Annotated in this window: 28 protein-coding genes; 15 read left to right on the plus strand and 13 right to left on the minus strand. The window is 63.7% G+C overall.

The features are described from left to right. Window positions 1–24 precede the first annotated feature (24 nt). The 4 genes from ABIA90_RS06955 to ABIA90_RS06970 form a co-directional block, all read right to left on the minus strand. On the minus strand, window positions 25–996 hold the full coding sequence (locus ABIA90_RS06955) for an ABC transporter substrate-binding protein (protein WP_166352894.1): 972 nt from the start codon (window positions 994–996) through the stop codon (window positions 25–27). Between the two features lie 54 nt (window positions 997–1,050). Then, window positions 1,051–1,407: a PilZ domain-containing protein gene (locus ABIA90_RS06960; protein WP_085399213.1), complete on the minus strand. Its 357-nt coding sequence runs from the start codon at window positions 1,405–1,407 to the stop codon at window positions 1,051–1,053. Window positions 1,408–1,729: 322 nt separating this feature from the next. Continuing rightward, entirely contained in the window at window positions 1,730–1,978 is a 249-nt protein-coding gene (locus ABIA90_RS06965; RefSeq protein ID WP_071914505.1) for a hypothetical protein, read from the minus strand. A 116-nt stretch (window positions 1,979–2,094) separates the two neighbouring features. Then, complete coding sequence (locus ABIA90_RS06970; protein ID WP_354122080.1) at window positions 2,095–3,057, minus strand: alpha/beta hydrolase; 963 nt, start codon at window positions 3,055–3,057, stop codon at window positions 2,095–2,097. A 125-nt stretch (window positions 3,058–3,182) separates the two neighbouring features. Between ABIA90_RS06970 and ABIA90_RS06975 the strand changes: the two genes are divergently transcribed. Beyond that, window positions 3,183–3,860 (plus strand): nitroreductase, encoded by a 678-nt coding sequence (locus ABIA90_RS06975; RefSeq protein ID WP_354122079.1) that lies wholly within the window; start codon window positions 3,183–3,185, stop codon window positions 3,858–3,860. Between the two features lie 453 nt (window positions 3,861–4,313). Here the strand turns inward: ABIA90_RS06975 and ABIA90_RS06980 are convergent, their stop codons facing one another. Genes ABIA90_RS06980 through ABIA90_RS06990 form a run of 3 tightly spaced genes read right to left on the minus strand, consistent with a single transcriptional unit; the run spans window position 4,314 to window position 6,920 of the window. Further along, window positions 4,314–5,435 carry an HD-GYP domain-containing protein gene (locus ABIA90_RS06980; RefSeq protein ID WP_166352901.1) on the minus strand — a complete coding sequence of 374 codons (1,122 nt, stop codon included), beginning with the start codon at window positions 5,433–5,435 and terminating at the stop codon, window positions 4,314–4,316. Between the two features lie 49 nt (window positions 5,436–5,484). Next, window positions 5,485–5,817, minus strand: a complete 333-nt coding sequence (locus ABIA90_RS06985; RefSeq protein WP_085399211.1) for a PilZ domain-containing protein — start codon at window positions 5,815–5,817, stop codon at window positions 5,485–5,487. Continuing rightward, the gene (locus ABIA90_RS06990; RefSeq protein WP_354122078.1) at window positions 5,814–6,920 is read right to left on the minus strand and encodes a DUF2336 domain-containing protein; all 1,107 of its coding nucleotides are present in this window, start codon (window positions 6,918–6,920) and stop codon (window positions 5,814–5,816) included. Before ABIA90_RS06990 ends, ABIA90_RS06985 begins: the two co-directional genes overlap by 4 nt. Before the next feature lie 302 nt (window positions 6,921–7,222). On the opposite strand from ABIA90_RS06990, the gene ABIA90_RS06995 reads away from it, so the two are divergent. Together ABIA90_RS06995 and ABIA90_RS07000 are read left to right on the plus strand one after the other, a co-directional pair. After that, window positions 7,223–8,152 (plus strand): AraC family transcriptional regulator, encoded by a 930-nt coding sequence (locus ABIA90_RS06995; RefSeq protein WP_354122077.1) that lies wholly within the window; start codon window positions 7,223–7,225, stop codon window positions 8,150–8,152. A gap of 51 nt (window positions 8,153–8,203) precedes the next feature. After that, the gene (locus ABIA90_RS07000; protein WP_085399208.1) at window positions 8,204–8,794 is read left to right on the plus strand and encodes an NADPH-dependent FMN reductase; all 591 of its coding nucleotides are present in this window, start codon (window positions 8,204–8,206) and stop codon (window positions 8,792–8,794) included. Between the two features lie 5 nt (window positions 8,795–8,799). On the opposite strand, the gene ABIA90_RS07005 is transcribed toward ABIA90_RS07000, so the two are convergent. From ABIA90_RS07005 to ABIA90_RS07030, 6 genes are all read right to left on the minus strand, one after another. Beyond that, window positions 8,800–10,881, minus strand: coding sequence for a methyl-accepting chemotaxis protein (locus tag ABIA90_RS07005; RefSeq protein ID WP_354122076.1), 2,082 nt, complete (start codon window positions 10,879–10,881; stop codon window positions 8,800–8,802). Window positions 10,882–11,015: 134 nt separating this feature from the next. Next, a complete protein-coding gene (locus tag ABIA90_RS07010) occupies window positions 11,016–11,456 on the minus strand; it encodes a DUF1810 domain-containing protein (protein WP_354122075.1) in 441 nt (146 codons plus the stop codon). A gap of 793 nt (window positions 11,457–12,249) precedes the next feature. Then, window positions 12,250–12,579, minus strand: a complete 330-nt coding sequence (locus tag ABIA90_RS07015; protein WP_166352907.1) for a helix-turn-helix transcriptional regulator — start codon at window positions 12,577–12,579, stop codon at window positions 12,250–12,252. An 11-nt stretch (window positions 12,580–12,590) separates the two neighbouring features. Then, the gene (locus tag ABIA90_RS07020; protein ID WP_028182186.1) at window positions 12,591–12,911 is read right to left on the minus strand and encodes a hypothetical protein; all 321 of its coding nucleotides are present in this window, start codon (window positions 12,909–12,911) and stop codon (window positions 12,591–12,593) included. 2 nt (window positions 12,912–12,913) lie between these two features. Then, window positions 12,914–13,303, minus strand: a complete 390-nt coding sequence (locus ABIA90_RS07025) for a hypothetical protein (RefSeq protein WP_028152706.1) — start codon at window positions 13,301–13,303, stop codon at window positions 12,914–12,916. Between the two features lie 78 nt (window positions 13,304–13,381). Continuing rightward, a complete protein-coding gene (locus ABIA90_RS07030; RefSeq protein ID WP_028152705.1) occupies window positions 13,382–13,750 on the minus strand; it encodes a hypothetical protein in 369 nt (122 codons plus the stop codon). Window positions 13,751–13,966: 216 nt separating this feature from the next. On the opposite strand from ABIA90_RS07030, the gene ABIA90_RS07035 reads away from it, so the two are divergent. The 12 genes from ABIA90_RS07035 (at window position 13,967) to ABIA90_RS07090 (ending at window position 19,379) form a co-directional block, all read left to right on the plus strand. Then, window positions 13,967–14,182 carry a hypothetical protein gene (locus tag ABIA90_RS07035; protein WP_354122074.1) on the plus strand — a complete coding sequence of 72 codons (216 nt, stop codon included), beginning with the start codon at window positions 13,967–13,969 and terminating at the stop codon, window positions 14,180–14,182. Window positions 14,183–14,404: 222 nt separating this feature from the next. Then, window positions 14,405–14,605 carry a hypothetical protein gene (locus ABIA90_RS07040; RefSeq protein WP_354122073.1) on the plus strand — a complete coding sequence of 67 codons (201 nt, stop codon included), beginning with the start codon at window positions 14,405–14,407 and terminating at the stop codon, window positions 14,603–14,605. Next, window positions 14,602–15,102: a siphovirus Gp157 family protein gene (locus ABIA90_RS07045; protein WP_354122072.1), complete on the plus strand. Its 501-nt coding sequence runs from the start codon at window positions 14,602–14,604 to the stop codon at window positions 15,100–15,102. The genes ABIA90_RS07040 and ABIA90_RS07045 overlap by 4 nt, the downstream gene beginning before the upstream one ends. Continuing rightward, on the plus strand, window positions 15,102–15,428 hold the full coding sequence (locus tag ABIA90_RS07050; RefSeq protein WP_354122071.1) for a hypothetical protein: 327 nt from the start codon (window positions 15,102–15,104) through the stop codon (window positions 15,426–15,428). The genes ABIA90_RS07045 and ABIA90_RS07050 overlap by 1 nt, the downstream gene beginning before the upstream one ends. 40 nt (window positions 15,429–15,468) lie before the next feature. Beyond that, entirely contained in the window at window positions 15,469–16,107 is a 639-nt protein-coding gene (locus ABIA90_RS07055) for an RAD52 family DNA repair protein (protein WP_354122145.1), read from the plus strand. Further along, window positions 16,097–16,786, plus strand: a complete 690-nt coding sequence (locus ABIA90_RS07060; RefSeq protein ID WP_354122447.1) for a hypothetical protein — start codon at window positions 16,097–16,099, stop codon at window positions 16,784–16,786. The genes ABIA90_RS07055 and ABIA90_RS07060 overlap by 11 nt, the downstream gene beginning before the upstream one ends. Next, window positions 16,765–17,262: a hypothetical protein gene (locus ABIA90_RS07065; protein ID WP_354122069.1), complete on the plus strand. Its 498-nt coding sequence runs from the start codon at window positions 16,765–16,767 to the stop codon at window positions 17,260–17,262. Before ABIA90_RS07060 ends, ABIA90_RS07065 begins: the two co-directional genes overlap by 22 nt. Then, window positions 17,255–17,740, plus strand: a complete 486-nt coding sequence (locus tag ABIA90_RS07070) for a hypothetical protein (RefSeq protein ID WP_354122068.1) — start codon at window positions 17,255–17,257, stop codon at window positions 17,738–17,740. Before ABIA90_RS07065 ends, ABIA90_RS07070 begins: the two co-directional genes overlap by 8 nt. Further along, the gene (locus ABIA90_RS07075; RefSeq protein ID WP_049810395.1) at window positions 17,740–18,033 is read left to right on the plus strand and encodes a DUF968 domain-containing protein; all 294 of its coding nucleotides are present in this window, start codon (window positions 17,740–17,742) and stop codon (window positions 18,031–18,033) included. Before ABIA90_RS07070 ends, ABIA90_RS07075 begins: the two co-directional genes overlap by 1 nt. A 3-nt stretch (window positions 18,034–18,036) precedes the next feature. Continuing rightward, window positions 18,037–18,240 carry a hypothetical protein gene (locus ABIA90_RS07080; protein WP_354122067.1) on the plus strand — a complete coding sequence of 68 codons (204 nt, stop codon included), beginning with the start codon at window positions 18,037–18,039 and terminating at the stop codon, window positions 18,238–18,240. 1 nt (window position 18,241) lies between these two features. After that, entirely contained in the window at window positions 18,242–18,598 is a 357-nt protein-coding gene (locus tag ABIA90_RS07085; protein ID WP_247311097.1) for a DUF1376 domain-containing protein, read from the plus strand. A 271-nt stretch (window positions 18,599–18,869) separates the two neighbouring features. Further along, complete coding sequence (locus ABIA90_RS07090; protein WP_354122066.1) at window positions 18,870–19,379, plus strand: hypothetical protein; 510 nt, start codon at window positions 18,870–18,872, stop codon at window positions 19,377–19,379. The last annotated feature ends 294 nt before the right edge of the window (window positions 19,380–19,673 follow it).

The raw sequence follows: 19,673 nt of genomic DNA on the forward strand, positions 1-19,673 counted from the left end.
TTTTCGCGCGCAGCATTTCCGTTGCTATTCGATCACCTCGTCGGCTCGGGCGGACAGCGTCATGGGAATGTCGAGACCAAGAGCCTTGGCGGTCTTGAGGTTGATATTCAGGATAACATCCGTCGTCTGCTGGACGGGAAGCTCCGCCGGACGGGCCCCTTTCAGAATGCGATCAACATAGCCTGCAGCGCGTTGCCATAGTTTGAAAAGGTTGGCCGAGTACGACATCAGTCCTCCTCTCTGAGCCGAGTCGCGGAATGGATAGATCGCCGGCAAGCGCCGCTCTGCAGTGAACTCGATCAGGCGGGGAACGAGGGGTATCAGCGATGGATCGTCGGTGACGACGAGACCATCGAAGCCTCTCTCCCCAAGCGCGGCGAAGCTGTTGTCGATGTCCGCGCGCCGTATCGAGAGAGCCGTCAGCTCGATACCGAGACCGGGCGCCGCTTTCTGCATGAGTTCGACTTGGTTGGCGGTCGTCGGATTGTCAGGATTCCACAACACTGCGACACGGTGCACTTTCGGTGCCGCCTCCTTCAGCAGTTCCACCCACTTGACACCGTATTCGCCCGAGAGCTGCGACAGCCCGGTGATATTGCCGCCTGGTCGGGCAAGGCTTGCCACAAGACCGGCTCTGACCGGATCTCCGCTCATGCAGACGATCGGCACCGTGGACGTTGCACGTTGCGCGGCCTGCGAAATTGGTGTGCCTGGAGTCACGAGAACATCGACGTTGAGCGTGAGGAGTTCAGCGATCAATGGGGGGACGCGCTCCGGCTCTCCGTCGGCGTAGCGTTCTTCGAGCAGCAGGTTGCGCCCCACGACATATCCCAGGTCCGCAAGTCCCCGACGGAAGCCGGTCTGGTAGTACAAGTCCGTCCCGCGAACGCCACCCCAGACATAGCCAACCCGCGGCACCGGTTGCTGTGCGTGGGCCGCGAGGGGCATGACGGTCACCGCAGCGCCGAGAAGCGCGACAAAATTGCGGCGTTTCATTCGGTCACCTCGCGACGCCCTACCGCTGCAATATGCACCCGCGCGGGCGAGGAGTCAGGTCGATACTTCCGGGCTAAAGACCCCGCCGCGGCACACGAGCCGGCGATCAAGTCGCACCACATTTGCGGGCGCGCCGGAATCGTTCGCTGCCTTTGGCGCGCGACGACGCAGGAGGAATAAAACGCCGCAGAGCGTCTCCTTTTTCCATACGACGCGGCAGTAGAAAATTCCGGAATGGCCGTCGAACGACAACACAAACTCGTCGGCAAAGATGTAGTACGGCGTGGAAATGCGGGCACCCAAGGCGTTGATATCGCGCACCAGGCACGGATGAGTCCCGTGAATTTCACCAAACGATAGCCGCGCGGCCCGGTTGATCGGTATGCGCTTCATTGCACGACGTTCGATCATGGCGAGATGCTCCCAATGAAAGACGATCGCACTCGACGAAGTCACTTTCCCGGTCCCGCCGATATCCGGAAAACGGCAATTCCCGCACGTTGATCTGTGCGGCTCACGCTAACAAGCAGCGTTGTTGTCTTATTAAAATTGGATCGAATTGGTGGTTAATTCGAACGGCTTGACGACGATGTTATCAGAGGACGTTCGTGCTTTCGACTTGGCCCGGCCATCTGATCTGTGCCGCACGGACACACATATGTGGATGCCCGGGACAGGCCCGGGCACGACGGAGTTGCAGAGTGTCCGTGCAGCAGTGGCGAACCAGCGGCGATCAGGCGCCGACCTCGCACTTTTTCATGAAGCTGTTCTTGGCGGCACCGGCAAGCGGCTTGCCGTCGGCGCTGACGGCCTTCGGCGTGCAAGCGTCGGCCTTGCACTTCTTCATGAACGAGGTCTTGGCGGCGCCGGCGAGCGCCTTGCCGTCCTTGCCGACCGCCTTGCTCTCGCAGGTGTCGTCCGCGAAGGCCGAACCCGCTGCAAAGGTGGCGACGATCGCTGCGAGAAAAATCCGCTTCATCATGGGTGTCTCCCTAGGACAAAATTACCGAGCGGATTGGAGCCGCGAATCGTGGCGCAATCAAGCAGGATCGATGCGCGCCACGACCGATGTCGCGGATTTTTCCATTCATCTGCGGTTCAGATTCCGCGCGCGAGCAGTGTCTTGAAATCGGCCCGTGCGCGTTGCGCCTCGGCCTTCGCGGCCGCGGAAGCATCGCCAAGGCCGAAATAGCCGTGGATCAGGCCGGGGCCCTCATGGTGCTTGACGCGGACGCCGGCGGCCTCCAGCGCCCGTGCATAGGCCGCGCCTTCGTCGCGCAACGGATCGAACCATGCGGTGGTCACGATCGCGGGCGCGAGCCCTTTGAGCGAAGCGGCGCGGAGCGGCGAGACCCGCCAGTCGGCGGCATCCTTGGGATCGGTGAGATAGTGGCCACAAAACCATTCCATCGTCGCGCGTGTCAGAAAATAGCCGTCGGCATTCTCGGTCCGTGACGGATAGGGCGCGTTCTCGCGCGCATCCGCGTAGCCCCCGACGACGTCGGTCACGGGATAGACCAGCAATTGTGCGGCCAGCTTGATGCCGGCATCGCGGCAGGCGATCGCGGTGGCGGCTGCGAGATTGCCGCCGGCGCTGTCGCCGGCAACGCCGAGACGCTTTGCATCGCCGCCAAATTCCGCGACGCGGTTGAAGATGTCACTTGCGGCGGCGAACGCGTCCTCGAAGGCGCCGGGAAAGCGCGTTTCCGGCGGGCGCCGATAATCGACGGAGACGACGACCGCGCCGGTTTCGATCGCGAGATTGCGCGCCTGCCGGTCGTGGGTTTCGAGGTCGCCCGCGACCCAGCCGCCGCCGTGGAAGAAGACTACGGTTGGCGCAGGATTGGGGCCGACGCGATAGACACGTGCATTGAGCGGCCCGGCGCCGCCTTTCACCTTGATATCCTGCACCGTGTCGACGGGCGGCGGCGGCACATCCGCACGCGAGGCAGCCAGTGCGCGCAAGGCATCGCGCGCGCTCTGTGGCGTCATCGTGGTGGGATCGCGCAGCGGCAGCAGCGGAATGATCTGGGCGATGACGGGATCGAGCGGTGCGGGCATTTGCAGGTCCTCGCTGGGTTCTTGGTCTTGCTTGCGGGGTAGCATAGATTTGGCGTACCGCATCGGCAACCGGTTACGCGTTACAATTGCAATGCCGCGGAATGAACGGTCAGGGAGGTCAAGAGTTGGAATTCGAAACGCTGGTCCAGTCGCGCCGCAGCGTGCGCGGTTTCAAGCAGCAGCCGGTGCCGCGCGCGGTGATCGAGGCGATCATCGGGAGCGCCAAGCGCGCGCCGTCGTCGATGAACACCCAGCCCTGGCATGTGCATGTGCTCACAGGCCCTCCGCTTGAAGAGCTGCGCCGCCGCAACATGGAGGAGATGGTCGGCGGCGCCAAGGTCAAGCGCGACATCATCAGCCATGGCGAATACCAGGGCATTCATCGCACCCGCCAGGTCGACATCGCCAAGAAGCTGTTCGGCGCGATGGGAATTGCGCGCGACGACAAGCCAATGCGGCAGGACTGGGTGCTGCGCGGCTTCCGCCAATTCGACGCGCCGGTCTCGCTGGTGCTGACCTATGACCGCGTGCTGGATCCCGGCGCGGTCTGCCATTTCGATCTCGGCGCGCTCTGCTACGGCATCGTGCTCGCGGCCTGGGATCGCGGTCTCGGTTCGGTGATCAACGGGCAGGGCATCATGCGCTCCGACATCGTGCGCGAGGTCGCGAGGATTCCGGAAGACGAGGTCATCATGACCTGTGTCGCGATGGGTTATCCCGACGACAGCTTCGCCGCGAACGCCGTTCGCTCCGATCGCGAGGGCAACGACGATTTCGTGCGTTATGTCGGCTTTGCCGACTAGTGCGGGAAGTCACTGATGCGCACAGCCGGCTGACGCTGCGAGCCGACTAACGCGGAGAGCCGGCTGAGGTGGAGGAGAGGAGATTATTCTCTCGTCGTTTTTTTTTGATGCTGAGCCGTTGGTGGCCTCTTGCAATCTCGATCGCGCGGGAGGAACAATACGCGAAGTGAAAGGTTTGTTGCTGGCGCGAGGGAATCGACATGCGGCGGCTGGCTAGCCTGGTTCGACGGTTCTTCGGTCCGCGACCGCGGTATCCGATCGATGATGATCCAAATCTACCGTTCACACCCGATGAGCTCGGTAAGCTGATCCGGAGTGGTAGACGCGAGGACATGAAGCTGCTTGCGGAAGGACTGGCCTCCCGGTCGATTCCGCACCGCGCCAAATACCGGGCCACGCACTAAGCGCGGTTCGTGACGAGGTCCTCGCTGCGGGATCGCCCAGCCTGCGCGGTCATCGCGTGAGCGCAACCTCCTTGAACGAGGTTACGAGAGCCTTCTCCAGCTTTCCGGTCATCCCGCAAAGAATGTTGTAGGCCTCGGTGCGCGGCATCGTCGGCTTGTAGTGCCGGTGTTCGATTAGTGCTGCGAAGATGTCCGAGATCGTCAGAATGCGGACGATGTCGTTGATGCTCTCGCCGCACAGCGCGTCGGGATAACCGCTTCCGTCGAGATATTCGTGATGATGCCGCACGGCGTCGAGAATCTCGGGCGAGATTTTCTCGTGATCCTTCAGAAACTCGTAACCCGCCGCCGGATGCTTCTCGATCATGGCGCGTTCGTCGGCGTCGAGGCGGCCGGGCTTGTCGAGGATCGCAAGCGGAATCTGCGCCTTGCCGATGTCGTGGAACATGGCCGCGGAATACAGCCGCTCGAGATCGGCTCGCCCGACGCCGAGGCTCAGTCCGAAGTCGATCGCCACGCCGGTCACGAGCAGGCAATGCTGGTAGGTTCCCTCATGGTGACGCCGCACCGTGGCAAGCCATTCGGACAGGCCGTGCTCGGTGATGCGGTCGGCGATCCTGCGGCCCGCTTCCTTCGTGCCGTCGACGTCGAGGGGCTCGCCGAGCGTGACGGCCGTGAACATCGAAGCGATGGCGGTTGCCGCGGCTTCGACGGCGTTGTCCGGTTGCGGTGCGTCACTTGAGCCAGCAGAGGCCAGCTCGGCCGGGTCAGCCAGCGCTGCCAGCAGCTTGCTCTTGTTGAGCGCCCCGGGAAGAACGAGGGTGGCGCCGAGTGCGTAGGCCTGCGAGATGCCGACGTGGGACGAGTGCTCGACGAGGAAGATGCGCTTCGTGGCTTTCGCCAGCTTGCCGGCGCGCTTCTTGATGGCCGCGATGGTGCCGACGTCACGCAGCTCCGCGCGAACGACGACCGCGAATGGCACTTGTGACAGCCTGGCTTCCGCATCGAGTCGTTCGCCGGCGACGGTAAATTGCCGTTCGAGGGCCGAGCAGACCCCCGCCAGTTTGTCGGACGAATCGGCCAGCACATGCACAAACGGGCGAACCGCTTCCGTCGTTCGGATGCCGCCGTCGCTTTTGACGGGGCTGGATATGGTTCGGGCACTCTGCACGGCGGACCGGACTATGATGACATTGAATGAGCTCGATGAATTCTGGAGCCTATTTGCTCGGCGTGGAGTTTGGCGCGGCGGCCGCCTTTGCGCTCGCCGGCTTCTTCTTGCCGTCTGCGGTGATGAAGTGAACGCCGGCCATGGTGCCGTCGATCCACACCAGTTCGCACCGCCGGTAGGCAAGACCCGTCGATGACAGCAGCATGAAGAATTCCTTGGCCTGGAGCACGTCGAGCGTCCCTTCGACCTCGATCTTGGCGCCACTTTGCGACACGTCGAGCAGGAAGCAAGTGCGTCGCCAGGTGCCGTCGGAGCCCATCAGATTGACGGCCTGCTTGTGATCCATCCGTACGCGAAGCGCCTTTCGACCGTCGAACCTCATCGGCTAACCCCCATTTTTGTGCCGCGATGTCCCGCATCGCTTGGGTTGGCACTCGCTGCAATTTCCCCCCAGCGCACTGTCCATTGGCTGGTCGACAAGAGAAGCGTTTCGAAAATCTGCTGCGCCCGTTCGCGCTCGACGAAGGAGAGCCGTGAGCCGCTGCGGTTGCTCAGGATCGCGAGCGTGGTGGCCCAGTTCAGCCGTGCGGCTCGGCAGGCCATGACGAGGCCCTCGCAATCGTCATCGGTCATGACGTGCTCCACGATCTCGATCGGAGCGCCGGAGAGCACCGAGAGCGCCGTGAACAGATTGGCCGTCTCGCCGCGGATCGTGAAGCGGTTGACGGTGGAATCGTTGAGCTTGCCGACGCGGCTGAGGGCGACGATCTCCGGCCTCGCGCTCGCATAGTCGGCCGGGCAGGGCAGCTTGGGCGGAACCGGCGCGGCGTGTTGTGCGGGCGGAATGGTGGATGCGTTGGCCTTGGCCGGCGCCTTCGGGGCAGGTGACACGGAGAGCAGCTTCCGGACGACCAGGTCGGGCGTGCCGGGCCGCAGCACCAGCGCCTTGGCAATCTCGCCGTCCGGATCGGCCCTGGCGATCAGCGCGGCGTAAGCTGCCTCGGAGAATTGGGTTCCCGGGTTCTTGATCAGCGCAAGGCAGATCGGGCCGCCGCGCTTGATCAGCGCCTCGGCCACTTCAGGCTCGATCGAGTTGCGCGCGGCGATCGCGCGTTGATGCCGCTCGTCGCACGAGGCCGCGATCGTCGCGAGATCGGTGGCGGAGAATGCCTGCGATTTGACGAGGACAGGACAGGCCACGTCCGGATCGGCGTGTGAGGCAAGGCGCAGCAATGTCTCGGGCGGGGCGACCTTGAGCTCGGCAAGCGCCGTGCTGAGTTGAACGAGCGCCTTGGCCTCGACGCGTTCCGTCAAGCGCAGCAGAACGCCGTCAACCACCCCAGCGAGCAATTCCTGAGGCCGGTCGAGGCTACCGGTGAGCAACTGCACAATGCCCGACAGGATGCGAGCACAGCGGTCCGGCGGGCAACTAGCGACCGCCTGTTCCAGCTCAACCAGAATATCAGCAGGCAAATTTGCCATCATGGCAGGGGCCTGACTCAAAAAAATCGCGACTATCCAATGACCTTCATTCCGCCTGACAGGCGTTAATTTGAAATTTAGAACTTGATCGATGGGGTATCAGCGCACCGCTGGCGGCGCTGGAAACGCTATCGAAATTCGGCGAGACTCGATGCGGCGACTTGTCCTTTGAACGGGACCCTCGCCAATTGAACGAGACGAATTAGGATGATTCTTTCGGTCGAACGGGACAACCGAAAGGGGGAAACTCGGGCCGGCATCGCCGCCGGACGCGCGTTGGTTACGACGCGCCGTTTCACATTGCCATGAACGATATTGCGCCCAAGGTATTTCGCTTCTCCGACGTCGATGAATTTCGAAATGCCATACGAGGCCTGAATTTCGAGTTCACGCCCTTCGTACGGAGGATTTCGGCCGAGCAGACCATTCTGTCGCTGCCCGGTTGCGACGTGAATTTCACGCGGGCGTTTCCCCGCGTCGTCGACGCGCAGCTCGTCGAGAATTGCACCGCCGTCGGATTCACGATGGATGAGCTCAACGTGCCCATCCGCTTCAACGGCTCGCAGCGCGCACGACCGGTCATCGTCATCGGCAGCGGCGGCGCCGCCTACACCACCATCGAGGAGGTGGAGCGGCAAATTGCCTCGGTGGTGTTCAGGCCGGAGGTGACGGATCGCGGCTGGCCGCACGCGACATCCAGCTTCAAGATATTTGAAACGACGGCCGCGAGCCTGAACCGGCTGCGCAGCCTGGTCCGGGAGGTGCTGGCTGCTGCGTCGGAGCCGATTGGAGCCGCGGACGTGCCGCTGAAGGCCGCAGCCATGAAGGAGTCCCTGCTTGGCGCCGTCGACGACGCGTTCGAAAGCGTCGTTGCCGCGCGATGGACCCTGCGTCCCAATGACGAGCGCAACTTCAGGATCTTCCGGGAGATCCGCGCGCTTCTGTCCGACGACCTCTCGCAGCCGATCTACAGCGAGGAGATTGCGCGCAAGCTCAACCTGTCCGTCCGCACCCTGCACGACGTCGTCCGCCGCTATCGCGGCATGAGCCTGCATCGCTATTTGCGCCTGCGCCGGTTGTGGCTGGTGCGTCAGCGCCTGCTCGCCGGTGCCGACAGCGTCAAGGCCGTCGCACTGGCGTTCGGCTTCTGGCATCTCAGCGACTTCTCCAGAAGCTATCGCGACCAGTTCGGCGAGACGCCGTCGCAAACGCTGGAGCTCGGACGACAACGGTAGCGCGGCAAATCGGTTGAGGCCGTACCGCCGTTTCGTGCTAGCGTCCCGGCCATGAGCAATCGCATCCTCGTCCTCTACGGCTCCTACCGTTCCGACCGCATGGGCGTCCGCCTTGCGAATTTCGTCATCGATCGCCTGCGCCAGCGCGGCGAGGAGGTCGAGTTCATCGACGCCAAGGCGATCGGCCTGCCGATGCTCGATCGCATGTACAAGGAATATCCCAAGGGGGCGGCACCCGAGGCGCTCGAGAAGCTGGCGGGGCAGATCCGCGGCGCCGACGGTTTTGTCTTCGTCACCGGCGAATACAATTGGGGCATCCAGCCCGGCCTGAAGAACCTCACCGATCACTTCCTGGAAGAGTGGTTCTGGCGCCCGGCCGCGATCGTGAGCTACTCCGCCGGCCGACTGTCCGGCGCACGCGCCTCGACCGCCTGGCATGGCACGCTGTCGGAGATGGGCATGGTCGTGGTGTCGAGCACCATCGGCGTCGGCCCGATCGCGCAGACGCTGTCGGCCGAGAGCGAGCCGATCGGCGAGGGCGGCAAGGCACTGGAGCGCTCATTCCCGCGCTTTGCCGATGACCTGCTGTGGTGGATCGAGGCCGCCAAGGCGCAGCGGACGCGCAAGGCGCCGCCGTACTAAGCTGACTAGGCGGCCCTGACCTCGCCGAGGAAGCGGTCGAACTGGCCGGCGAGATCGCGCGACTGGGTCGAGAGCTGCTCGGCCGCGCCCAGCACCTCCCTCGCGGCCGCGCCGGTGTCGTCGGCGGCGCGCTGCACGCCCGATATGTTGGTGTTGACCTCCTGGGTGCCGCGCGCGGCCTCCTGCACGCTGCGGGAGATCTCCCTGGTTGCCGAGCCCTGTTCTTCGATCGCAGCCGCGATCGCGGTGCCGATCTGGTCGATCTCGGCGATGACGTCGGCGACGTTGCGGATCGCGTTCACGGTCTCGTCGCTTGCGGACTGGATCGCGGTGATCTGCTCGGAGATTTCGGTGGTGGCCTTGGCGGTCTGGCCCGCCAGCGACTTCACCTCGGATGCGACGACCGCAAAGCCGCGGCCGGCGTCGCCGGCGCGGGCGGCTTCGATGGTCGCGTTGAGCGCCAGCAGATTGGTCTGCTCGGCAATGCTCTGGATCAGCGTGACGACGTCGCCGATCTTCTGGGCACCCTCGGCGAGCGCGCGCGCGGTGTCGCCGGTGCGGCGGGCGTTGTCGACGGCGCGGGCCGCGATCTCGGTGCTTTGGGCCACCTGACGGCCGATCTCGGAGATCGAGGAGGTCAGCTCTTCGGTCGCGCTCGCGACCGTCTGCACGTTGGTCGAGGTCTGCTGCGAGGCGGCGGCGACGACCGCGGCCTGGCTGTTGGTCTGGGCCGCCGTCGAGGTCATCGATTGCGCCGTGCTTTCCATGGTGGAGGAGGCGCGGGAGAGGCCGCCGACGAGCTCGGTGACCTTGGCTTCGAATGCGCGGGTGAGCCCGTCGAGCGCCTGGGCGCGGCGCATCTTGCCGTCGTTCTCGGCCTGCTTCTCGGCTGCGAGCCGGTCGGCCCGGATCATGTTGTCCTTGAACACCTGGACAGCGGAGGCCATCGCGCCGATCTCGTCGGAACGCTCGGCGCCCGGAATCTCGTCCGCAACGTCGCCGTCGGCAAGGCGCGACATCCGCGTCGTCAGGCTGACGATCGGAGCGCAGACGCGGCGGCGGACCATCACGATCAGGCCGGCGCTGGCGATCAGCACGGCGAGGAGGCCGGCCAGCGCGATGGTGAAGCTGGTGCGCGCGGCGGAGGAAGCGCCGGCGAGGATCTGCTCGGCGTTGTCGTAGAAGGCGTCGCGGACGCCGATGATGGACCCGAGGCCCTTCTGGGACGCCACGTAGAAGGTTTCGACATCGTGTTCGTATTTGCCGCTGACGGCGCCGTCCTTGACGAGCTTCATCTCGCGGCCGAATTCCTCGACATAGTTCGCGTTCATCGTCTCCAGCGCTGCGGCGACGTTAGCCGGAGTTGCCGCATTGCCACGCAATTCCATCAGCGACATCACGATCTGGTCGTTGCGGCCCTGCATGCGGGCCATGTCGGCCTTCTCGGCGTCGTTGGCCACTTTCTTCGCGCCGACGAGGTTCTTGTGCACGCTGGAATTGAGGCCGCCGACGTCGCGCAGCGTCATGGCGATGTTGGCGTAGTTGGACTGGCGGTAGGCGTCCCCATTCAGGATCGCCATGCGGCGGACCTGCTCGTTGAGCAGCGCGGTGACGCCGGCATTGAGCACGGCATTGTCGGCGACGACCTTTTTGGCGGCGTCCTTGCGGGCATCCGCAGGTCCTGCGATCGCCTTGTCGATGGCCTCGCGGAGCGCGGTGAATTTCGAGTTGATCGCGTCGATGTTGCTGCCGATGGTGGCACCGTCGTCGAACGGGCCGGGCAGCTCCTTGCGCAGCGCGTTCATCCTGTCGCGGGCGCCGTCGGTCTGCTTGCGCAGCTTGTCGTGCTCGGTGAGCTGCGCCGGATCGACGGTCGCGGGCCCGTAGAGGATGTTGGTTGCGAAGCCGCGCTCGGGGTTGAGGTAGCGCGGGATGTCGCTGGCGGCGCGGACGATCGCGAGTCGTCCCTGCGCTTCGGCGATCCTGTCCATCGTCTGGTATTTCGTCACGGCGACGTAGACGGCGAGGCCGCCGCCGACTGTCGAGAGCGAGACGATGGCGGTGGTCAGCAGCGTACCGATTTTCATGATCTGTCCGGCAATTGGCGCGGGGAAGAAAATTATTCTGCGCAAACGATAGGCAGCCGGTGTTAATCCGGAGTTTACGCTGCCGGCCGCCATGCCCCGCCTGCATGCGTCCATTCGTCTAGGCGTAGGTCGCGCTAGCGCGCCGGCCGATCGAGCCTGGCGAGCATCTCCAGCGTCGCGCCGTCGCGCTCGCCTGCGAAATATCGGGCGAGCGCCTGGTCGAAGACGGGTTCGTCGGAGACCGCGCCGAACAACGTCATCGACGAGCGGAATTTGGCGTCATCGGGCGCGCCGAGGATCGCGTTGATGGTTCGTCCCTCGACGGCAAGCACGAGCGTGGTGCATTCAATGAGTCGCGGACCGAGTACGGGGTGGGCGAGGTAGGCTCTGGCCTCGGCGCGCGAGCCGATGGCGTAGCGCTGCGACATGGTGCTGAAGCCGAGGCCAGCGATCTGCGGGAAGACGAACCACATCCAGTGAGTCTGTTTCCGGCCCCGGGCCAGCTCCCCCTGGACGTCGCGAAAAACCGGGTCCTGGGCCCTGACAAAGCGCTCTAGGTCGAAAGGATCGGTCATTGGATACCTCAAGGGGGGCTTGCCGGCCGCGATTATGCCTAAGTTTTGGCTCCCAATTTAGTCAATCTTCGTAACTAGTTGATATTATTGTATATTTTTTGCGCTACATTGTCTCGGGCTAACCGTGGGCTAACGCGATCCCAAAACATAGGGGAAAGCTAAACCGCTTTTCGTCTCGGACTAACGGCGCTGGCCTGTTTTCGACCTCAGTGCGAAATTTGAATGTGCAGTAGGCTAATTTTGATAGTGACGTGATTTTAGATCATTTCTAAATTCGTTCCTGCTTCGGAGTGAGGCGGTGCTTTGGAGCGGGAACATGCGAGAATTTCGCGCATATTTAATCGATGGCGCGGGGCACATAACGCTCCGAGTTGATATTGTGGTGGAGGAGAGCCGGAAGCTCGGCAACGAGCTAAGCTGCTTGTAGACGGGCGCGCGGTAGAGCTTTGGGAAGGCGCAACCAGGCTCGATAGATTTGAGCCAATCAGCAGGCACTAAGGCCGCCCCAGTTGGCGGCCCAAACAAAAGGCTCCAGTCCGGGGCTGGCAAGACTGGAGCCTCTGGGAGCCTGAGCACGCGGTGAGTGGCGCGCTCGGCTAGCTGCTCGTTCTATCCAAATGATAGGGGCCGCGCTATGGCGGCCCCTGCCGGTTGCAATAATTGTTCGTGATGAAATGCCAGCCCCGGCAGCATAAAATTAAAATCAGCAGCCGCCCGAAATCAAGTGTCCTGCTTCGTCGCAGCGGGCGTCCTAATGAGGACAGCACCGGCTAACCGCCAAAACCGGGAAAAGCTAGACCGCCTTCAGCGAACGCGGCGGGCGGCCGGGCTTTCGGCCTCCTGCGCGAGCCTTCATCGCTTGTGACAGCGCGGACTTCGGGTCGCGCAAATCCCGCTGCCAAGCGACCACCTCATCCTTGAACCAGAGCTTGCGGTGCGGCGTGATCGGCTCTCCCTGCGGAAAGACCTTGTCTCGCTCCAGCCGGAACAAGGTCGTGCGGCTGATTGGGATGATCGCCAGAACCTGCTCGGCGTTGAGCATGGGCCGCACCTCGGAGGCAGACTCGTCGGTGCGTTCGTTTTCGTTGGTGGTGGTCTCGGTGCTCTGGTCGCGGTTGCTCACGGGCGGCCCTCCTAACGCTTGTAGACGGGTTCAGGCGCGCCTGCCGGGCGCTGGTTGGTCTCCTCGATCCCCTTGCCGGTGATCGAGTAGCTGATGGGGTCGTAGCGCTTGCGCTCCGGGCTGATCTCGATCAGGCACCGCGCCATCAGGACGGCGCGGTGTTCGCTCTTGGGCAACCCCTTCGCGTTGGAGCTGGCGGGGGTGTTCGCCTTGAACCAGTTGAGCGCCTTGCGCTCGTCGAGGCTCAGCAGGCGCTCGGGCTTCTTCGGGGCTGGTGCCGGGGTCGGCGCTTCGACATCGCCGACGCCCATGAAGGGATCATGCTGCGCCATGGTCACAGCCTCAGCAGCCGGTCGGCAATCTCCCCGACCGCATCGCCGATGCGCGTGGTCTCGTCGTTGACACGCATGCAGGCGTCGATCTGCTCGTTGAGCGTGACCTTGGTGGCGGCACCGCCGACCAAGATTTGCTGCTGCAGGGCGTCGAGCTGCTTCTTCAATTCGACGATGCGGTCGCAGACATCGCCGACGACCTTATCGACCAGCGAATTGATAGCGTCGCGCTGCGGCGCGCCGTAGGTGGGTGGCTGCACCATGGGCTGCTGCGGTGCAGGCGGATGCGCCGGATAGATGCGCGTGGCCGACCGCTCGATTTCGTCGCGCAGGGCGGCGATGCGGTCGCGTTCATTTCTGTGTGTGTCGGATTGGCGAGCGTATGCGTCCATGACGAAACTCCCCTTGCTCTCTTGTTGAGAGCCGGGGAGCGTAGCTCGTACTAAGTACGAAACGCAACCGTATTCGATCTAGGCTCGAACCTTCTTCTTCAGCAGCTCGACCTGCTTTTTCGCTGCCGCCAGTTCAGCTTCCGCCTTGGCGCGCGCCGTTGCACGCTGCTCGGCGGTTTTCAGGCTGGCTCTGAATTGCGGGGATAAGTGTTTGTCCAGTCCCCACCACAGCCACTCGGCGAGCGGTTCCTTCAGCTTCTCCCTGAGAAGGAAGGCGATTTCGCGCGGGATCGGGTAGCCGCGCTCGTAATTGTTCCACCGCTTCATGTCGATGCCGATCTTGTCGGCAAAGACTTGCTGGCTCCCTGCCGCAACGACCTCTCGCAACAGTCTCAGCCGCGCCTTGTACGCGTCGGCGTCCTTCTCGAAACCCTTGATCTTCTTCATGCAATCTCGCCCCAGCGCGTGTGTGCAGAAAGATACCTATAACTGGTATACACATAGGTAATGCAACCTGCGCGAAGTTGTATCGCACTTAATGCGCCTGCGCAATGAGTACGAATTTCTAGCTCGACCGTTCTTTTAATCCCCGCCGCAATTCCGCCTCCGTCACATACTCGAACTGAGTTCGATAGCTATCAAGCTTGCGAACTGAGATCGATCATGCGCAGACTGACGACCGCGAAGGCAGTGGTCGATCACCTCGGCGGTTTGTCGAAGGTGGCGATCCTGACGGACACGAACATCAACACCGCGAAGAATTGGCCGGGTCGCGCAGGGGCATTCCCTGCGTCCACGTATGTCGTGATGAGCCGCGCGCTGCGGCGTCGTCGTGTGATTGCGGACCCGCGTCTCTGGGGCATGCGCGGTCTGGAGTAACGCGCATGGGCATCAGCCTCGATCAGTGGGACCAACGAATCGGACCACGCCTCGACGAGATCAGGTGGCACGCCGACGCGATCCTGCGTGCCGTCAACGCGATGCATCTGCAGCCCGATTTCGAGGCGTGGGCCGAAGGCCAGCTGGTGCTGACCAAGGACGCCCTGACGTACTCGCTGCGTCAGGTCTCCCGCGCGCTCGATGCGTACAGGGAGAAGCCCCATGACACTGGAGCTGGTTCATTGCTCGCCCACCATCGAAATGGAGCAGCGCGTCCTGCGCATGCAGAGCGACGCGCTGATCCTCAAGAACGAGATGACTAGGGCGCAGGCCCGCGCCGTGTTCCTGATCCTGCAGGACGCCCGCGACAATCTTTCGAGGGTGATCGACAGGGCCGAATGGGACGGAGTGATCAAGCGATGAATGAACGAGAAGCCAACATGCTCCGTGCCGAGATCGAGAACCTGATCCGGCAGTATCCCGAGATCGCGACGGACGAGGTGCTGCGCGCCGACATGCTCGACGGCGAGACCGCGCTGTCCGACGTGCTCACCGACTTGATCCGCATGGGCGAGGACGCGAAGGCGATGAGCGCCGCGACCAAGGCGCGCCAGGACGACCTCAAGGCGCGCGCCCAGCGGTTCGAGCGGCGCGTCGAGTTCACGCGCGATCTGATGCTGGCGATCTTGGATGCCGCCAACCTGCGCAAGCTGGAACTGCCGGAAGGCACGATCTTCCTGCGCAACAACCCGCAGCAGATCGTCGGCGAGGTGATCCCCGACGCGCTGCCGGACGACCTCGTCAAGATCGAGCGCAAACCCGACAGGACCAAGATCAAGGACGCGCTGAAGGCTGGGCGCGAGTTGCCCGGCCTCGTGCTCTCGAACTCCCCGCCCTCTGTTGTCGTGACGGTGAAGTGATGAGCGACGATTACAACCTCTATGGCGGTGAGCCGCCGCACCAGAAGCACAGCGAGACGAGCCACGAAGCCGCGACCAAGGGGCGTCGCAGCATCAACAAGTCGCACCGGAAAATTCTGGTGTGGATGGCTGAGCACCCCGATGGCGGCTGCGACGAGCGCGTCGCGGCTGCGATCTCGATGAGCCAGAACACCTACCGCCCGCGCCGCTGCGAACTGTTCCAGATGGGTCACGTTCAGGACAGCGGGCGCAAGGAGCTGACGCGCTCCGGTTCGAGCGCGGTGGTGTGGGTTCGTGTGTCGTGCCCTTTTCGGGGAGCGAAGTGATGCCCCTCAATGATGACCAGAAGGCGAACCTGTCCGCCCGCTGAATCGTTCGCAGGTGAAGGAGCGCAAGCAGGGCGGGCGCACGTTCAGCTACGTCGAGGGCTGGCACGTCATCGCCGAAGCCAACCGTATCTTCGGCTTCGACGGCTGGCAGCGCGAAACCATCTTTGCCACCTGCATCGCGGACTACGAGCGCGAGATCGGCGAGAACAAGCTGCCCGGCTTCGGCGTGACCTACATCTGCAAGGTGCGCGTCACGGTTGGCGACATCGTGCGCGAGGGGTTCGGTTCAGGGCACGGCATCGACCGTGATCGCGGCCTCGCCCACGAAAGCGCGGTGAAGGAGGCCGAGACCGACGCGATGAAGCGCGCCTTCATGACGTTCGGTAACCCGTTCGGCCTCGCGCTCTACGACAAGGAGCAGAGCAACGTCGTTGACGAGAGCGAGCTGCGCCGTCGGCAGGCTCTGGGCGCCAGGCGCGCCGAGTTCATCGAACACCTCAAGGCTACCATCGCTAACGAGTTCACCAGCCGCGAGAAGCTGGGCGAGTGGTGGAACAGCGAAGGGCAGAGGGCGGCGCGCCGCCGCTACGAGCTGAGCGACGAGGAAGTCGAAATGCTCAAGGCGCTGGTGTTGGCGAAGGCCGAACAGCTCGGAGGTGCCGCCCGTGAAGCATGACATGCAGGCATTCCAGCATGCGCCGATGATGTTCGGCGACGACAACAGGCTGTCGCGCGGCATCATCGTGCGTTGTCCCTGCGGCGCGGAGGAGCGGCTCCCCTACAACACCCACGCGGTGCCAGCGTCCTCGCGGCGCGATCAGGACGCCAACGAAATCCAGTTCGTGCGCCGCAGGCTCTTGCCACGCGGCTGGTTCATCGGCCGCAGGCGCCGCGAGCACCGTTGCCCGAAGTGCAACGCCTACCGCACCACCACGAAGCAGGAAGTCTTGAGGGAGAGGATCGAGCCCATGACGAAGGAACTGCCGCTGCAGGTCGTCGCGAACAACGTCAAGCCGGTCGATGTGCTGCCGCCGCGCGCGATGTCGCGCGAGGAGCGGCGCATCATCTTCGAGAAGATGAACGAGGTCTATGTCAACGACAAGGTCGGCTATTCCGCGAACTGGACCGACGTGCGGGTGGCGGCCGATCTCGGCGTGCCGCTGCAGTGGGTCAAGGTGATCCGCGACGAAAACTTCGGCGACGAGGTCGGCAACGAGGACATCCGCAAGCAGCTCGCCGAAGCCAAGGAGGCGCTCGCCCTGGTCCGCGAGCTGGAGCCCAGCATCAAGAAGCTGCTGGCGCTCGCCGACCGCATCGAGCGCTCGATTGCCGAATGCGCAAGGGTCTTGAAGTGATGGACCTCTCCGACCTCGCATGCCGCAACACGATCTCGCTGGAGGTCAAGAAGGACGGGCTGACGCAGCGTCAGTCCGGCGACTGGCAGCTGCGCCTGACCATTGCCGCCATCGACATGGACAGCCGCATCACGCAGGCCCCGATGGGCACGCGGTTTGCCTGCGTGCTGGTCGAGGTCAACGACGATGAGACGCCGGTCGATCACGCCAGCATGGAGCGCGACAAGTGGCGCGACCTCGGCCCGGCGAAGCAGGCGGGCATGCGCTGCAAGGAGCCGACGTTCTGGGCGTTCCTGCACGAGGAGCTGCACTACCCGGATGTCGCCGATGAGGGGCATGCCGCCGACTGCGTGCGCCATCACTGCGGCGTCGGGAGCCGCAGCGATCTCGGCAAGCCGGGCCGGACGGAAGAACGGCAGAAGTGGCACCAGCTCGATTTCGCCTATCAGGCGTGGAGGAACAAGGAAAATGGATAAGCAACGCATGCTGGAGAACGCCGTGATGGATGCGCTGGGCAAGCACGGCGCGACCTTCATCGAAGGGTTCGAGGCGCTGCTCGCCGTCATCGTCTACGGCGCGATCTCCTCGGGCAACACCAAGGAGGCGACGCTGAAGGCGATCATCACGACGTGGGACGACATGGTGCAGCACATCAAGGAGCGGCTCGACGAGATGCCCCCGGCTGGCGAAGATTTCACGGTTGCGCTGTCGGAGCAGGTGAAGGCCACGATGGCTGAGCACCCGGAGATGAAGGACACCATGAGGGAGATGCTGGCACGATTGCGCCAGCATCTCGATGGCGTCCGCACCGGCAAGTACGCCAGCGCCGGCGAGGCGCTCGACGCGATGGGCGCGAAGCCGGTGGACCTCGACGAGCTGCCCCCGGAGGTGCGCCGCGCGCTCCTCGACATGGCCGACGATGATGACGACGCGTCCGGTGCGACGATCAACTGATGCGCGACCCACGGCAGCGTGACGAGGCGTACCTCGCCTACATCCGCACGCAGCCGTGCTGCATCTGCGGCGACGACACATCGACCGAAGCCGCGCACCTGCGCGTCGGTTCGATCAACGACGGGAAGCGATACACGGGCATGCAGGAAAAGAGCCACGACAAATGGGCGCTGCCGCTGTGCTCCCGTCACCACCGCGAGAGCCACGCCTATGGCGACGAACTGGGCTGGTGGCTGAGCTACGGCCTCAACCCGTTCCTGCTGGCGATGAAGTACCGCGCACCAGGAGAATGACCGGTGAAGAAGCGTTACAGCATCTGGGTGCGCGAGATCGGCAGCGACCACGATGTCGAGCTGATGCAGTGCGACAGCAACCCGCAGGCGCTGGTCGATGGTCTCTACGCCAAGCACCTGACCATCAAGACCGACACCGCGCGCAAGAAGACGAAAGTCGGACGCTACAGCTGGGTCCGCATCGTCGATAATCACGCGGGGGACTGACGTGAAGCGGCGCTATCTCAACATCGAGATCGGCCCGTACCTGCGCGACACGCAGAAACTGTCGGCGCTGCAGAGCGGTGCCTACTTGCACTTGTTGATGCACTACAGCGTCCATGGAGAGTTGCCGCACGAGGACGACACCGCGATGCGGATGATCGCGCGCCTCGATCAGCGGCAGTGGCGGCGCACCAAGCCGGTGCTCGCAAAGTTTTTCGACGCGCACTGGCGCAACCCGCGCGCAGATCGGGACATGATGAGGCAGGAGCGCATCGCGGTCCTGCGCGCGCTGGCCGGTCAGGCGGGCGGCCAGTCGAGCGGCATGAGCCGCCGCGCACGCTCCCGGCTCGGTGATCACTGAAAATTACGGGGATAACGCATGGTCTTTTTTGGAGACCATCCTGCGGAACCAGTGCTTCCGTTTTGCTTCGCGTTTGCTTCGCGCCACGCGAGTCCGCTCAATGACTTAGCCCGTTTGGATGGTCGCCGGGTCGAAACCGCATTGCGAAGCAATTGCTTCGAATACAAAACTTAAACAACTACCACCTTCTCTGGAGCTGGCGGCTGAGGGGCTTGCCGGTGTGGAGATCGTGGCGCATAGCGCTGCATCTCACTTCACATCGAGGTCGCCGATGCAGCTGCCACTCGACGACGCCGGGCCCACCCAGGAACGTCTCGCCAAGGCGGGCGAATTTTTTCAGCTCGTCGGCCGCTCGCGATCATCCCGCCGCATCACCATGCTGGACGACCCGCTGGGGAAGGCGCTGGTGCGCCGGATTTTGTCGGCGCTCGAATATCAGGCGCTGCGCCGCTACGCACTACACTGGGTTGCGGCGGGCCTGCAGGGGCCTCTCAACAGCGTCGATCTCAACCGTATCTACAGCTTCGACCCGGCGGCCATGAGCGGACTGGCGCGGACGGAGGCGCAGCTCGACCACAAGCGCACCTACTACGCCGCGAAGCAGTCAATCGGTTTCCGGCCCTCGTTCGTGGCCGATCAGGTGGCGTGCTTCGGGAGGGGGCTGCAGGAGACCGGGGAGAGCATGGGGATGCGCTCGCCCTACCGGGCGCGGGCGAAGGCAGCGGAGCTGCTGGCGGATGCCGGACACCGTCTGTGCGCGTTCTTCGACGCCTTGCGTTGAGGGGCGTTTTGGAGCAAGTTTTCGCTACTCTCCGCACTGCGCTTCTCGACCAAGGCCCTTTGTGCGCCGGGCCTCCGTGATCGGCGAGACGAGAAAGGCCCGGCAGCCGGACGTTCGGCGTTTCCAGGGCGTGTACTCATAAACGTCAGCTTCCGAGCGTTAAGCGGAAGTCGTCCGCTTGGTCGACAACGGCAGCTTCTGACCCTCAACGGACATTCAGGCGGCATCGGACGACCTCAACGCTGGTTCAGGATTTTTGGGTCGCAAATCCCGGTGGCTCTCCGCGCGCGAACG

The sequence above is a fragment of the Bradyrhizobium sp. LA6.8 genome (genome assembly GCF_040547935.1).
Classification (GTDB): Bacteria; Pseudomonadota; Alphaproteobacteria; order Rhizobiales; family Xanthobacteraceae; genus Bradyrhizobium; species Bradyrhizobium barranii.

Excerpts from the sequence above, each read along its gene's own strand:
- ABIA90_RS06955 (WP_166352894.1), bottom strand. The coding sequence starts at position 996 with ATGAAACGCCGCAATTTTGTCGCGCTTCTCGGCGCTGCGGTGACCGTC.
- ABIA90_RS06960 (WP_085399213.1), bottom strand. The coding sequence starts at position 1,407 with ATGATCGAACGTCGTGCAATGAAGCGCATACCGATCAACCGGGCCGCG.
- ABIA90_RS06965 (WP_071914505.1), bottom strand. The coding sequence starts at position 1,978 with ATGATGAAGCGGATTTTTCTCGCAGCGATCGTCGCCACCTTTGCAGCG.
- ABIA90_RS06970 (WP_354122080.1), bottom strand. The coding sequence starts at position 3,057 with ATGCCCGCACCGCTCGATCCCGTCATCGCCCAGATCATTCCGCTGCTG.
- ABIA90_RS06985 (WP_085399211.1), bottom strand. The coding sequence starts at position 5,817 with ATGAGGTTCGACGGTCGAAAGGCGCTTCGCGTACGGATGGATCACAAG.
- ABIA90_RS06990 (WP_354122078.1), bottom strand. The coding sequence starts at position 6,920 with ATGATGGCAAATTTGCCTGCTGATATTCTGGTTGAGCTGGAACAGGCG.
- ABIA90_RS06995 (WP_354122077.1), top strand. The coding sequence starts at position 7,223 with ATGAACGATATTGCGCCCAAGGTATTTCGCTTCTCCGACGTCGATGAA.
- ABIA90_RS07000 (WP_085399208.1), top strand. The coding sequence starts at position 8,204 with ATGAGCAATCGCATCCTCGTCCTCTACGGCTCCTACCGTTCCGACCGC.
- ABIA90_RS07005 (WP_354122076.1), bottom strand. The coding sequence starts at position 10,881 with ATGAAAATCGGTACGCTGCTGACCACCGCCATCGTCTCGCTCTCGACA.
- ABIA90_RS07010 (WP_354122075.1), bottom strand. The coding sequence starts at position 11,456 with ATGACCGATCCTTTCGACCTAGAGCGCTTTGTCAGGGCCCAGGACCCG.
- ABIA90_RS07020 (WP_028182186.1), bottom strand. The coding sequence starts at position 12,911 with ATGGCGCAGCATGATCCCTTCATGGGCGTCGGCGATGTCGAAGCGCCG.
- ABIA90_RS07025 (WP_028152706.1), bottom strand. The coding sequence starts at position 13,303 with ATGGACGCATACGCTCGCCAATCCGACACACACAGAAATGAACGCGAC.
- ABIA90_RS07030 (WP_028152705.1), bottom strand. The coding sequence starts at position 13,750 with ATGAAGAAGATCAAGGGTTTCGAGAAGGACGCCGACGCGTACAAGGCG.
- ABIA90_RS07035 (WP_354122074.1), top strand. The coding sequence starts at position 13,967 with ATGCGCAGACTGACGACCGCGAAGGCAGTGGTCGATCACCTCGGCGGT.
- ABIA90_RS07040 (WP_354122073.1), top strand. The coding sequence starts at position 14,405 with ATGACACTGGAGCTGGTTCATTGCTCGCCCACCATCGAAATGGAGCAG.
- ABIA90_RS07045 (WP_354122072.1), top strand. The coding sequence starts at position 14,602 with ATGAATGAACGAGAAGCCAACATGCTCCGTGCCGAGATCGAGAACCTG.
- ABIA90_RS07050 (WP_354122071.1), top strand. The coding sequence starts at position 15,102 with ATGAGCGACGATTACAACCTCTATGGCGGTGAGCCGCCGCACCAGAAG.
- ABIA90_RS07065 (WP_354122069.1), top strand. The coding sequence starts at position 16,765 with ATGCGCAAGGGTCTTGAAGTGATGGACCTCTCCGACCTCGCATGCCGC.
- ABIA90_RS07070 (WP_354122068.1), top strand. The coding sequence starts at position 17,255 with ATGGATAAGCAACGCATGCTGGAGAACGCCGTGATGGATGCGCTGGGC.
- ABIA90_RS07075 (WP_049810395.1), top strand. The coding sequence starts at position 17,740 with ATGCGCGACCCACGGCAGCGTGACGAGGCGTACCTCGCCTACATCCGC.
- ABIA90_RS07090 (WP_354122066.1), top strand. The coding sequence starts at position 18,870 with ATGCAGCTGCCACTCGACGACGCCGGGCCCACCCAGGAACGTCTCGCC.